This is a genomic window from Hymenobacter glaciei, from assembly GCF_039539585.1.
In the GTDB taxonomy this organism is placed as follows: Bacteria; Bacteroidota; Bacteroidia; order Cytophagales; family Hymenobacteraceae; genus Hymenobacter; species Hymenobacter glaciei.
In genome coordinates this window covers 48,982-61,951 of record NZ_BAABDK010000030.1, presented here as the reverse complement: position 1 = coordinate 61,951, position 12,970 = coordinate 48,982, and the positions used below count along the sequence as shown (strand labels likewise).

The window sequence follows — 12,970 nt, the reverse complement described above, 5'->3', positions numbered from 1 at the left end:
ACTAATTCAATCGTTGGTTACAAGGAATGCTACCACACGCGAGATGATTCGGCTGCGCTCAGCATGACGTTCTTTCGTCGTTAGCTTCTCTTCCAACTACCCACACCCACTCATGCGCCTTCCTTTCCTCGCCGTTTTTCTGCTGACAACCATTTCCCTGTCGGCCCAAACCCTGCCGCCCGACCTCGTGCACGTCGGCTACAACTGGGACACCAAGCGCCACCAGCGCCTGCCCGTTTCGGCGGCCGAGGCCCAACTGCCGGCCGTGCTGTTGCGCGATTTCACCAGCCTGGAATATTACTTCGATAAAACCAGCAAGGACGTGCGCCTGTTTGCCACCGAGCACCGCATTGTGCGGGTGAACACCTCGGACGGCATCGAGAACTACAACAAGATTGTGGTGCCGGTGCTGGCGTCGGGCGTGCCGGTCGACATCAAGGCGCGCACCATCAGCCCGCGCGGCGAGGTGCGAGAAGTGAAGGCCACCGACATGAAGGAGCTGAAGGACCAGGAGGGCGGCCGCGGCTTCCGCGTGTTTGCCGTGGATGGCGTGGAGAAGGGCTCCGAAATCGAATACTTCTACACCCGCGAGCGCAACGTGAACCACTTCGGCAGCGAGGTGCTGCAGAGCGACACGCCGGCCCACGACGTCACGTTTGAGCTGATTTCGCCCCAGGCCCTCACCTTCGAGGCCCGCGTGTACCACGGCCCGGCCATGACGCCCGACACCACTATGGCCGACCGCCGCGCCCTGCGCCTGCACCTCGACAACGTGGCTGGCCTGCGCAACGAGGCCTTTGCCAACGTGAAAGCCCAGCGCATGCGCGTCGAGTACAAGCTGGCCTACATGGCCAACAAGGGCCAGGTGCGCCAGTTTACCTGGGCCGATGCCAGCCAGTTTGTGTACCGCAGCGTGCACAACCTGACCAAGGACGAAGCCAAGGCTGTGACCAAGGTGCTTACCGCCAGCAAGCTAACCACCGTGCCCGTGCGCGTGCTACCGCTGGCCGAGCGCATTCGGGCCGCCGAAAACTACGTGAAGCTGAATTTCAACCTCGAAGAAGGCGCGAGCGGCAACCTCGAGCAGGTGGTGGCCACCCACAACGCCCCGGAGGCTGGCTTCAGCCACCTGCTGGCCGCGCTGTATCGCGCCATGGAAATTGAGTTTGAGGTAGTGGTAACCAGCAGCCGCGAAGCCGTACCGTTCGACGGCACCTTCGATACCTGGAACTACCTTGACCACTTTGCCTTCTACTTTCCGGCAACCGGGCTGTACATGGCCCCCGGCCGGCCCGACTACCGCTACGGCATGCTGCCAGCCGACTGGACGGGCGGTACCGGCTTGTTCATCAAAGGCATTAAGCTGGGCAATACCGAGTCGGCCGTGGGCAAGGTGAAGGACATTCCGGCCCTTGGCGCCGACAAGAGCTCGCAGGACATTGATGCCACCGTGACCTTCGCGTCCGACTTGAGCAATAGCACCATCCGGTTGCGCCAGACGCTGGCCGGCTACCCGGCGGCCGAAATTCAGCCTTTCTGGTCGATGATTCCGGAAGCCAAGCGCACCGAGCTACTGCAGGGCATGCAAAAGTCCGTGGTGCCCGATGCCACCAACTTCCAGAAGCTGGAAGTGCGCAACGTAGAACGTGACATCAGCCCGCTCGACAAGCCTTTCATTGTGGAAGGCCAGATGGAGTCGTCCGCACTGCTCGACAAAGCCGGGCCGCGCTACCTGTTCAAAATCGGCACGCTGCTGGGCCCCCAAACCGAGCTCTACCAGAAGGAGGAGCGGCAGTTCGACGTGGAAAACGACAACAACCACAGCTTCTTGCGTACCATTCGTTTCGATGTGCCGGCCGGCTACTCGGTACGCAACCTCCAGGACCTGAACGTGGATGTGAAAGCCGGCGCTGATGCCGCCAAGCCCGATTTTGACTTCCGCTCGTCGTACGTGCAGAATGGCCAGACCATCACCGTAACCGTGGCCGAGAACTACCGCCAGCTGCGCTGGCCCAAGTCGGATTTCGAGGCCTTCCGCGCCGTGGTAAATGCCGCTGCTAACTGGAATAAGGTAGTGTTGGTGCTGGATAAGAAGAGTTAGGCAAGCCTAACAATTCCTATCTTCGCTTCATGAGCCCAACCACTGCCGACACCCCACAAGCCGCCGCCTTCCGCCGCCAGGTGCTGAACCCGATGAAGCTGCGGCTCTTTATGCTGCAAAAGCTCCCCATGGCCTGGCTGGCCGGCCTGCGCCTCACGCAGCTCACGCCGGAGCTGGCCGCGGTTACCATTCGCTACAAATACCTCACGCAAAACCCGTTTCGCAGCCTCTACTTCGCCTGTTTGGCCATGGCGGCTGAGTTGGCTAGCGGCATTCAGGCCATGATGCATGTGCAGACTGGTGGCCCGGTTTCGATGCTGGTAACCGGCATTCAGGGCGACTTCACCAAGAAAGCCGTGGGCCTCATCACCTTCACCTGCCCCGACGGCGCCCTCATTGCTCAAGCCGTGGCCGAGAGCCGTGCTACTGGCGAAGGCCGCACGGTGGTATGCACCAGCACTGGCCTCGACGAAGCTGGCGACGTGGTAGCCGTGTTCAAACTCACGTGGTCGTTTCGGGCCAAGAAGTAGCCGCTTGAACTACCGCTCTGGTAGTGGCTGGCGGAGAAAATACGGTTTACATTCGGCCCATCACTTCCCGTGCCGTGCCGTATGCGCCAGTTTATTCCGTTCCGTTTCCTGATTTTACTGCTTGTCAGCGGGCTGCTGGGCAGCGGCTGCAACCGCGCCCGCCACGACCAAAGCACCGCCACGGCCCGGCATTTTGAAGTAGCTGAAGCTTCGATTGACGACATCCAGGCCGCGCTGAAACGGGGCGACTGCAACTGCGAGCAGGTGGTGACGGCCTACCAAGCGCGCATTGCGGCCTACGACCAGCCCACGCGGCTTAATGCCATCATCGTCAGCAACCCCGAAGCGCTGACAACGGCCCGGGAATTGGATGCCGAGTACCGCCGCACGGGCCAGATGCGGTCGCTGCACTGCATCCCCGTAATTGTGAAAGACAATTACAACACGGCCGGCCTGCAAACCACGGCCGGCTCGCTGGCACTCAAAGGCTCGGTGCCGCGCACCGATGCCACCATGGTGAAGGCCCTTAAAGCCGCCGGCGCCATTGTGCTGGCCAAGTCGAACATGGCCGAATGGGCGTTCAGCCCCATGGTCACCATCAGTTCCATCGCTGGCGAAACGCGCAATCCCTACAACCTCGACCACGTACCGGCGGGCTCCAGCGGAGGTACGGCCGCGGCCGTGGCCGCCAGCCTGGGTACCGTGGGCCTGGGCACCGACACGGGCAATTCCATTCGCGGGCCGTCGTCGCACAATGCGCTGGTGGGCTTCCGGCCCACGCTGGGGCTGCTGAGCCGGGCTGGCATCACGCCGCTTTATTTACGCAACGACACCGGCGGCCCCATGACCCGCTCCGTGGCCGATGCCACCCGCGTGCTGGATGCGCTGGCCACTGGCCCCGACCCCGCCGACCCACTCACCGCCTACGGCGCGGGCAAAATTCCGGCCGGCGGCTACCGCCAGTTTCTGAACAAAAAAGGCCTGCAGGGCGCCCGAATTGGCGTATTGCGCACCCTGAGCGAGCGCAAGCCCGACCCGCAGGTAAAGGCATTGTTTGAGCAGGCAGTGGCCGACCTCCGCAAAGCCGGCGCCGAGGTAATAGACGTGGAAGTGCCCGATTTTACCACGGTGAGCCAAAACCAGTGGTGCTCGGTGTTTAAGCACGATGTGAATGCCTACCTGGCCGCGCTGGGCCCGGATGCGCCCGTGAAGAACATCGACCAGGTGTTGGCTTCGGGCAAATATTCGGCCTATATCAAAGAGAACCTACAGGATGAATTGGCCCACGGCCAGGCGCCCGGCTCCGACGCGGCCGGCTGCGGCGAAGCGTATACCGACCCACGCCGCATCGCCTTCCGCAACGCCGTAACGGCCGTGATGGACCGCTACCGCGTGGGTGCCCTGGTGTACCCCACCTGGAACAACCCGCCCGCCAAAATCGGTGATTTTAAGGGCTACAAGGGCGACAACAGCCAACTCATTGCCCCGCATACCGGCCAGCCAGCCTTCACCGTGCCCATGGGCTTCACCTACGATAACCTGCCGGCGGGCCTGCAGTTTCTCGGCCGCTCCTTCGACGAACCGACCCTCATAAAGTACGCCTTTGCCTACGAGCAGGCTACGCACCACCGCAAAGCGCCAGCCCGCTTTCCCGCCTTGCCCGCGGCCGGCAAATAGCCTCAGCACAGGAGCGGTGCGGGTTTGGCTAGCGCCGATAGTTAAAGTTTGGATTTCTCCGACAAGGATAGTAGCTCCTGCAGGTACTGGCCCCAAATGGCGGGGTTGGAATGGGTGCCGTGGCCGGTGGTGAGGTCGGTGATGGGCAGCAGGATGTAGCGGCCCTTGTTCACCTTTTTGATTTCGGTTTCCAGAATGCCGAGTTCAGGCGGGTTCACCTGGTCGTCGGCTGAGTTGATAGCAAACAGCGGGGCTTTGATGGCCGCCAGGTGCGGCGCGGGGTTGTAGTCACGCGAAGCATCGAACTGGTAAATCATGTCATTGGCATCGAGCGAGCCAAAGAAGCGGGCTTCGGTTTTGGCCAGTGCGGCTTCGGCCAGCTCGCGGGTGGGGGCGGCCTTTTGCATCTGCTTGGGGCTGCTGGTCATGAAGATGAGCGAGGAAATGGCGCCGGTAAGGCCGGTTTTTGGTTCGGTGGTGTAGGCGCCGCCTTTCCACTCAGGGTCCATCTCAATCAGGTCGATGGCCATTTTGCGCAGCATCCGGTTGCGGCCCGCTATTTCCACAGGCAGGCTGGCCAGCGGCATCAGGGCATCCATGAAATCGGGGTATCGGTAGCCCCACACCCACGTTTCCATGCCGCCCATGGAGGTGCCCATCACCAGGCGGGCGTGGGCCACGCCAAGCTTTTCGGTGAGCAGGCGGTGGTTGGCCGTCACCATGTCGTCGTAGGTGTACTTCGGAAACTGCATGCGCAGGCCGTTGCTTGGCCTGCTGGACTTGCCGTGGCCGATGGCATCGGGCAGGATGATGTAATATTTGGCTGCGTCCAGCAGCTGACCGGGCCCGAACAAGTGGCCGGCAAACTGCTCGCCCAGGAAATTGGCGCCCGCGCCCGTGGTGCCGTGCATGATGACCACCGCGTTGTTGATACGGCCCTTGCCGTCCTTGCGGGGCTGCCCCACCGTGGTGTAGTGCACGTTGAGCGCGGGAAGGGTTTCGCCGCTAGCAAATTGAAACCGCGGGAGCGTAAAATCGCCTTCTACCGGCGTAGGGTAGCGAGTTTGGGCCGGGCTGGGTGCCGTAAGCAGCAGCCCGCAGGCCAGCAGCAAGAGGAAGCGCGGAGGCAGCATAAGGCGCGAGGTTTGGAGTAGGTTATTTTCTCAAATGACGTGTAGAAAATCCGGAATGCCCTACCTAAAATTCAGCCTCGGCGGCTTACTTCTCACGTCGCTTATTCCCGCACCGAAGTCAGCACGTCAACCATGCCGTCTTCGCTTACGACTACGGCCAGGCAGGGGTAGGCCGAGCTTTCGATGTAGCGTAGGGCCGAGTTGTAGCGGGCACCGCGGGTGCCATCGCCCCGGCCCGAGGCGCGGCCATCCAGAATGACGCCAATGGAGTAGCAAAAGCCTTCGGGGTCGAGCAGCACGGCCCCGTCGATGCTGGTGACGAGGCGGGTGATGAGCGGCGTGAGCGGTACGGGCTCGATGAGGGTGCACTGCAGCTTGAGCCGGTCGGCTTCGGCCAGCGCCTCGGTGGTGATGACGAGGAGCGTGCCGTGCTTCTGGCGGCTGGCTTCGAGCACCACGTCCCAGAGGCGCTCGACTTTGGGCGCGTCGGTGAGGGCGAAGGTGCGCTTGAGGGCCTTGCGGAACGTGGTGCGGCTGAGGCGCGGGCGCGGCAGCCCGGGCAGGCCGTAGTGCGAGCGCATGAGCACGTGGGTGGCGTGCTGCAGCTCCCAGGCGTAGTGCGTAACGAAGTTGATGACGAACAAATCTTCGCGGACGGCATCGTAGTGGCCCACCTGGCGGCCCAGGGCGTACACATTCTCGCCATCTGAGAGCAGGTGCACGTCGGGCGTGGCCATCTCCAGCAGCTTGCGCACGGCGCGGTAGTCCGTGAGCTCGGTCGGGCAGGTGAGGGCGAAAACCTCCTCGATGTTGGGGTGGCCGCGCCGGGCCAGCAGCAGCTTGCCCACGCCCTCGGCTCCTTCGTAGCGCAGGCTGCTGATGGTGTTGCAGGTGGCAAACAGCTTGGTGGTGGCCGGGTCGAGGCCCAGCGCTTGGGCGGGCGTGTCGAGGAAGGTTTTGCCGGCGGCGCGCAGCAGCTCTTCGCTTTCGCGGGGCCGCACAAAAATGCTGGCCCCCGGCTCGGGCTCACTCAGGGCCTTCACGCCTTCCTCGTTGAAGCGGTACATGGCCGCCAGCAGCAGCGACGGCGCCAGCGGCTTGCCATCGGTGTAGTAGCGGGCGGGCTGCAACGAGGGGTAGGCCCGCAGCGGCTTACGCAGCAGGCGCAGCACCGTCGTCACGAAGTAGCCGTTTATTTCTACTGGCCAGCCGGTAAAGTGCTGGTAATATCCCTGCTCATCAAGGGCATCGAGGGTCTCCTGCACGGTGTCGCGAATGCCGATGCCCTGGTGCTTGCGCCGGATACTGGCGGCCGTCACGTCGTCGCGGTCGGGAAAGGGCCAGGGCGTGGTGAGCTGGCGCACGCGGCCCCGGGCCACCACGTCAGAAAACGCGTCGGCGGGCAGGCCGCAGTCTTCGGGTTCGAGGCAGCGGGCGGGTAGGCTATCATCGACGGGCAAGGCCAGCAGCAGCACAAACGGCTTCAGTTCTTCATCGAGGGCATCAAACAAGTCCTGCGCCAGTGCTTGGGCGCCCTCGCGGTACCGTACCTGGTGGGGCCAGATTTGGGCAGGGGGGCCAGTGGCAATGGCGGGTTTCACAGCAGCAGAAAGGGAGCAGGCGGAAAGCATGGGCGGGGCAGAAAGGGAGTAAAAAATCCCCTCTTAGCTGGGAGGGGATTTTTAGCGGGTAAAAGCTACAACTGGAACAGAACCGGCAAAACCATCTTTTGCTTTATCGGCTTGCCCTGAAACATGGCCGGCTCCCATTTCGGGGCGGTCTTGATGAGGCGCAGGGCTTCTTCATCGAGGCCCGAGCCCAGGCGCTTCACGATGCGCGCATCGGTCAGGCTGCCATCGGCCTGCACCACGAATTCCATGATGACCTTGCCCTGAATCTTACGCTGACGGGCCAGGAGTGGGTATTTCTGGTTTTTCTCAACCCAGTCGAAAAAGACCTGGTTGCCGCCCACGGGTTGAGTGGGACGGTCGGGGGCCACCACGGCGGGACGGTTGGGGTTGGCCGAGGCGGCAATGTCGGCCGCTGACGTGGTGATGGGCTGGTCCTTGCCCGAGCGCACCACCGTCGAACCCGGCGACATCACAAACGACACGGGCACCACCACGCGCTGGCGCACTACCAGGCCGTGGTTTTTGGCGGGCGTCCAATGCGGGCCGCTTTTGATGAGGCGAATGGCCTCGGCATCGAGTTCGGGCGCGACTGGGCTTTCCACCTTCACCTCGTTCACAGTACCGGTTTTCTCTATCACAAAGCTCACCTTCACGGTACCCTGGGCCCCGCGCTGCATGGCGGCGGCGGGGTACTTCTGGTGGTCGGCCAGGAATTGGGCGTATTTCTCGGTGCCGCCCAGCGGCACGGCAGGCTGGCCCACCGAGTCGTACACCTCCGTTGCCGAGGGCTTGGGCGGCATTTTGCGTTTCTGGGCTTGCGCCGAAAAGCTGATGCTGAATAAACTAAGGCCGCTGAGCAGCAGGAGGGACGAGGATTTCATGCGTAGAAGGGTTTTGAGAAGTGCTGTGGTAAGAAGAAAATCCGGCAGAAGAACGTCATGCAGAGCGCAGCGAAGCATCTTGCCAGCAGCCACTAATTTTTTCAACAATTGGATTACTGGTGCCATGCGAGATGCTTCGCTGCGCTCTGCATGACGTACTAAACTAAAACAAGCCCGGCCTACCCAAAATAGTGCCGCGCCGCTTTGCAAATAACGTCAGCTCACCACGGCGGTAGTTTCCTCTCTCGTCAGGATGACGTTATTTGACGCTGAATACTTCATTTTCCGCCAACTTCCACCAACCGCATGACCACCGAAAGCCGCGCTCCCGAACCCGTGGGAGCCTACCCGTACACCCGCCGCGTCGGCAACCTCCTGTTTCTATCGGGGGTGGGGCCGCGCCAGCGTGGCCAGCCTGCCATTCCCGGTGTGGAGCTCGATGCCGACGGCGGCGTGGTGCGCTACGACTTCGAAAGCCAGTGCCGGGCCGTGTTCCAGAACGTGCGCTACATCCTGGAAGAAGCCGGGGCCGACTGGGACGATTTGGTGGATGTAACCGTCTTTCTCACCAACATGAAGGATGACTTCCCTACTTACAACCGCCTCTACGCCGAGTACTTCGCCACGGCGCAGCCCTGCCGCACCACCCTCGAAATCAATTGCCTGCCCACGCCCATTGCCATCGAGCTCAAGTGCATTGCTGCTCTGAAAGGCTAGGGCAGGTTGCGTTATTAACGTCATTTTAATGGCTTTGGCGTAACTCCCCGGCGCTGCAGCAGGTTTAGGGCACTTATGTACGTTCGCAAAAACCTGCGCTTAAGCGTGGTGTGGCAACTCACGCGCCGCAGCCTCCTCGTTTTCTTTCTTTACAACACGTTTGTGTGCATGCTCTACGGGCCGCTCAACGTGCATGTGCTCGATATTCCGTGGCAGCCGGTGGCGCTGCTGGGTACGGCGGTAGCGTTCTACATCGGCTTCAAGAGCAACGGCTCCTACGACCGGTTCTGGGAGGGCCGGCAGCTGTGGGGCAGCATTGTGAACGTGAGCCGGGTATGGGCTATTCGTACGTTTGACTTTGTGCAGCCGGCGGGCGTGGCCGGACCCAGCCCCGCCGAACTGACCGACATCCACCGCCGCCTGCTCTACCGCCAGATAGCCTGGTGCAACGCCCTGCGCCTGCACCTGCGCCGCCAAACCGCCGAGCTCTGGGATACCGAGGTGGCCCCTTTTCTTCCTTCGGCCGAAGCGGCCGAGGCCAAGTCGCTCAGCAACCCGCCTACCCACCTGCTGCGCCGCCAGAGCGTGGAGCTGCGCGAGCTGGAGCAGCGCGGCTTGCTCAGCGAGTTTCGGCAGGTGGCCATGATGCAGACGATTCAGGACCTGCTGAACGCGCAGGGCGGCTGCGAGCGCATCAAAAACACGCCGTTTCCGCGGCAGTTTGCGTTTTTCAGCTTCGTGTTCGTGTGGGTGTTTGCCGCTATTCTGCCGCTGGGGCTGGTGGAGGAGTTCGACAGCCGCGCGGCCCTGGGCCAGTACCACGTGTGGCTGATGGTGCCGTTTTCAGCGCTGGTGTCGTGGGTGTTCAACGTGATTGAGGTAGTGGGCCACACCAGCGAAAACCCCTTCGAAAACGACATCTACGACGTGCCCATGTCGTCCATCTGCCGCAATATCGAAATCGATATCCGCGAGCTGCTGCAGGAAACCGAGCTGCCGCCCAAGGTGAAGGCCGTGAAGGATGTGCTGTACTAGAGCAGTTTCGGAGTTAGTGGATGTAGGGGCGGGGTCGTACCCGGCAGGGCTTGCCCCCGCCCGGACGTTGAGGCCCGTTGACCGGTTCCGTTCAACGACGGGCGGGGGCAAGCCCCGCCCCTACATCGTTTAGCATGTATACTGACCACGAAACCGCTTTAAAGGAGCAGAGATGACCGGCCGCGGCCGCCACTGCGGAAATAAGCTCGACCTAACGGAAAAGCTCGGCCGGGCGTAGGTGGAGAGCACGCACTCAACTTCCGCTCCTATGCCTACGCACCTTCCCAACCCCGCCCGCACTTCAGGTCTCACGGCTACTTCCTGGTTTGGTACCGCGCCCGCTCTGCCCACGTTCGCCCCGCTTAGCGAGCATACAACCGCCGATGTGGTAATTGTGGGCGCAGGTATTGCTGGCCTCACCACCGCCTACTTGCTGGGCCGCGAGGGGGTGAAAGCGCTGGTGTTGGAAGACGGCGAGGTTGCCAGCGGCGAGTCAGGCCGCACCACGGCCCACCTCTCCAATGCCCTGGACGACCGGTACACCACCCTCGAAAACCTGTTTGGGCAGCAAGGTGCGCGCCTGGCCGCCGACAGCCACACGGTCGCCATCGCCACCATCGAAGGCATCGTGGCCAAAGAGAAAATCGACTGCGACTTCACCCGGCTCGACGGCTACCTGTTTCTGCCCAAAAACGGCAAAAGCCAGGAGCTGAGCGACGAGCTGGCTGCCGCGCACCGGGCCGGCCTTACGCAGGTAGAGCACCTGTCGGAAGCCGGCACCACCGGCTTCGAACCCGGCGAATGCCTGCGCTGGCCCCAGCAAGGGCAGTTTCACATCCTGAAATACCTCGCTGGCCTGGCCGCCGCCATCGTGCGGCAGGGCGGCCGCATCTGCACTCACACCCACGTTGAGGAAGTACACGGCGGCTCAGAGTCCCGGGTGGTTACGGCAGCGGGCCATGTTGCCACGGCGACCAAAGCCATAGTAGTAGCTACCAACACTCCTTTCAACGACCGGGTGGTGATGCACACCAAGCAGGCGGCTTATCGCACCTACGTGGTGGCCGCCCGCGTGCCCAAGGGCAGCATCACAAAGGCCCTGTACTGGGACACGGCCGACCCTTACCACTACGTGCGCCTGCAGGAAGTGCCCGCCGGGCCGCGCGGTGGCCAGACCGATTACGACCTGCTGATTGTGGGCGGCGAAGACCACAAGACCGGCCAGGACGACCACCCCGAAGCCCGCCTGCGCTGCCTGGAAGAGTGGACCCGCACCCGCTTCCCGGCGGTGCGCGACTTCGAGTACCGCTGGTCGGGGCAGGTAATGGAGCCGCAGGACGGGCTGGCCTTTGCCGGCCGCAACCCGCTCGATTCCGACAACGTGTTCATCATCACCGGCGACTCGGGCCACGGCATGACCCACAGCACGCTGGGCGCGCAGCTGATTGCCGACCTCGTGCAGGGCCGCCCCAACCCCTGGACCGAGCTATACGACCCCCGCCGCATCACCCTGAAGCGCGAAAGTGCCCAGGAGTTCATCCGGGAGAACGTGAACGTAGCCCTTGAATACGTCGAACTGCTGACGGGCGGCGACGTGAAGACCACCGACGAGATTGCCGCCGGCGAGGGCGCCGTGTTGCGCCGTGGCCTCAGCAAAGTGGCGGTGTACAAAGACAGCCAGGGGGCCACGCACGAGTGTTCGGCCATTTGCCCGCACCTGGGCTGCGTGGTGCACTGGAACAACCTCGAAAAAAGCTGGGATTGCCCCTGTCACGGTTCGCGCTTCACGGCGCTGGGCGAGCTGCTGAACGGGCCCGCCAACAGCGGCCTGGCGCCGGCTTAGGGGTTGCCGCCCGCATCAATGGTTGTTTGGAACCAGTTTCCAAAGCAACCGCACCGTTGGCCAGGCGCGCCAATGCTGGTTGCCCAGGGGGTGATTGGTATTGGCAATACAATGCTTGCTGTTGAGCATGCTATGATTGACGCTATTGATGCGATGATTTGGGCTGCGATAGCAATGATTGGTACCAGCGTAGCAATGACTGATGGTTTCGATGCACTGATTTGGTTCGTGAAAATAATGCGTGGTATTGGATGAGCAAAGAGTGGTGTTGTTTGTGCTATGATTGATGTCAGCACCGCGATGAGTTATATCGGGAGTGTGATGATTGATATCAAGGAATTGAATACCTTGCGCCGCGGCGTAACTAGAGCCGTTTCGGAGTCAGTGGATGTAGGGGCGGGGCTTGCCCCCGCCCGGACGTTGACGCCCGTTGACCGGTTTCGTTCAACGACGGGCGGGGGCAAGCCCTGCCGGGTACGACCCCGCCCCTACATCGTTCAACCTGTACACTGACCACGAAACCGCTCTAGCGTGGCCGTTGTGGAAACTCCACGACGCACCCGTGCGCCCTATTCCTGCCCGATATGAGTCCCGATAGTTCTTCCGAAGCTGCGGCGCTGGCCGCTTTCGAGCATCGCGTGCTCACCCGCGACGAGCCCCGCGTGCCCGAGCCGCTGCGCCTCGATGCGGCCAGCGTGCAGGAGCGCCTGCGCGGGGCCTTGCGCCAGCGCCTGGGCCAACGCGACCCACGCCGCCAGCGCACGCTGGCCATCATCTGCCACCGGTTTCTGGCCGTGCCGGAGCAGTACAGTACCGATGCTTTTTTGGTGGAGGCGCTGGGCCTGGCCCCGGCCAGTCTCACCCGCGCCTGGCGCGAATTGCACGAATCGGGGCTGGTGGAACTGGTGCCGGCGGGCCGGCGGCGCGCTTACCGCCTCGGCCGCGCCGGCGAGGACTGGCTGCTGGCCGTAGTGAAGGGCAACCAAACCACCTGACAAAGCCCATTGCCATGCGTGCATCAGTGCCCGGCCCCACCGATACGTTGCCCGATGCGATGGAAGCGGCGTTGCTGCGGAATATCGCCGAGTTCTATCAAAATCCGGCGTTGACTGCGCAAATCAGTCAGTGCCGGGTAACGCTGCGGGAATACAGTGGCTGCGGCTTTTTTACCACGCTCACGGTCCCGGCGGATAGTCCCATAATCATTTCGGAGGAGCAGTTTTTTGGCGGCAGTGATGTGGAGGCACCCGAACTGTCGCACGGTGCGGGCAGTGTTCTTTTTATCAAAAATGGGCGGCTGGACTTTTTGGAGGTGTTTGCGTATGCCGACGGTGACGCAGCAGCCCTCAGCAGCTTCGCTTTGCTGCCGATAACCCCAAGCGCTGGCATTGCGTGACTGTAGGACGTGCGTAGTTTTGGGAG

Annotated in this window: 12 protein-coding genes; 9 read left to right on the top strand and 3 right to left on the bottom strand. The window is 62.4% G+C overall.

Features of this window, described 5'->3' with window-relative positions; all coding sequences use genetic code 11:
- Window positions 1-112: 112 nt before the first annotated feature.
- From ABD837_RS19545 to ABD837_RS19535, 3 genes are all read left to right on the top strand, one after another.
- On the top strand, window positions 113-2,101 hold the full coding sequence (locus tag ABD837_RS19545) for a DUF3857 domain-containing protein (protein WP_345057927.1): 1,989 nt from the start codon (window positions 113-115) through the stop codon (window positions 2,099-2,101).
- A 29-nt stretch (window positions 2,102-2,130) separates the two neighbouring features.
- Complete coding sequence (locus ABD837_RS19540; RefSeq protein ID WP_345057924.1) at window positions 2,131-2,631, top strand: DUF4442 domain-containing protein; 501 nt, start codon at window positions 2,131-2,133, stop codon at window positions 2,629-2,631.
- 81 nt (window positions 2,632-2,712) lie between these two features.
- On the top strand, window positions 2,713-4,308 hold the full coding sequence (locus ABD837_RS19535) for an amidase family protein (protein ID WP_345057921.1): 1,596 nt from the start codon (window positions 2,713-2,715) through the stop codon (window positions 4,306-4,308).
- Between the two features lie 41 nt (window positions 4,309-4,349).
- Here the strand turns inward: ABD837_RS19535 and ABD837_RS19530 are convergent, their stop codons facing one another.
- The 3 genes from ABD837_RS19530 to ABD837_RS19520 form a co-directional block, all read right to left on the bottom strand.
- Complete coding sequence (locus tag ABD837_RS19530) at window positions 4,350-5,441, bottom strand: alpha/beta fold hydrolase (RefSeq protein WP_345057918.1); 1,092 nt, start codon at window positions 5,439-5,441, stop codon at window positions 4,350-4,352.
- Between the two features lie 101 nt (window positions 5,442-5,542).
- Window positions 5,543-7,072, bottom strand: a complete 1,530-nt coding sequence (locus ABD837_RS19525; RefSeq protein ID WP_345057915.1) for a DNA integrity scanning protein DisA nucleotide-binding domain protein — start codon at window positions 7,070-7,072, stop codon at window positions 5,543-5,545.
- Between the two features lie 65 nt (window positions 7,073-7,137).
- Complete coding sequence (locus tag ABD837_RS19520) at window positions 7,138-7,953, bottom strand: energy transducer TonB (RefSeq protein ID WP_345057913.1); 816 nt, start codon at window positions 7,951-7,953, stop codon at window positions 7,138-7,140.
- A 306-nt stretch (window positions 7,954-8,259) separates the two neighbouring features.
- On the opposite strand from ABD837_RS19520, the gene ABD837_RS19515 reads away from it, so the two are divergent.
- The 6 genes from ABD837_RS19515 to ABD837_RS19490 all read left to right on the top strand — a co-directional run bounded on the left by ABD837_RS19515 (window position 8,260) and on the right by ABD837_RS19490 (window position 12,944).
- On the top strand, window positions 8,260-8,670 hold the full coding sequence (locus ABD837_RS19515; protein WP_345057911.1) for a RidA family protein: 411 nt from the start codon (window positions 8,260-8,262) through the stop codon (window positions 8,668-8,670).
- Between the two features lie 75 nt (window positions 8,671-8,745).
- Window positions 8,746-9,705 carry a bestrophin family protein gene (locus ABD837_RS19510; protein ID WP_345057908.1) on the top strand — a complete coding sequence of 320 codons (960 nt, stop codon included), beginning with the start codon at window positions 8,746-8,748 and terminating at the stop codon, window positions 9,703-9,705.
- Between the two features lie 268 nt (window positions 9,706-9,973).
- A complete protein-coding gene (locus ABD837_RS19505) occupies window positions 9,974-11,548 on the top strand; it encodes an FAD-dependent oxidoreductase (protein WP_345057905.1) in 1,575 nt (524 codons plus the stop codon).
- Window positions 11,549-11,566: 18 nt separating this feature from the next.
- The gene (locus ABD837_RS19500; protein ID WP_345057903.1) at window positions 11,567-11,803 is read left to right on the top strand and encodes a hypothetical protein; all 237 of its coding nucleotides are present in this window, start codon (window positions 11,567-11,569) and stop codon (window positions 11,801-11,803) included.
- Between the two features lie 329 nt (window positions 11,804-12,132).
- A complete protein-coding gene (locus ABD837_RS19495) occupies window positions 12,133-12,543 on the top strand; it encodes a hypothetical protein (protein ID WP_345057901.1) in 411 nt (136 codons plus the stop codon).
- Window positions 12,544-12,569: 26 nt separating this feature from the next.
- Window positions 12,570-12,944 carry a hypothetical protein gene (locus ABD837_RS19490; protein ID WP_345057899.1) on the top strand — a complete coding sequence of 125 codons (375 nt, stop codon included), beginning with the start codon at window positions 12,570-12,572 and terminating at the stop codon, window positions 12,942-12,944.
- Window positions 12,945-12,970: the final 26 nt, after the last annotated feature.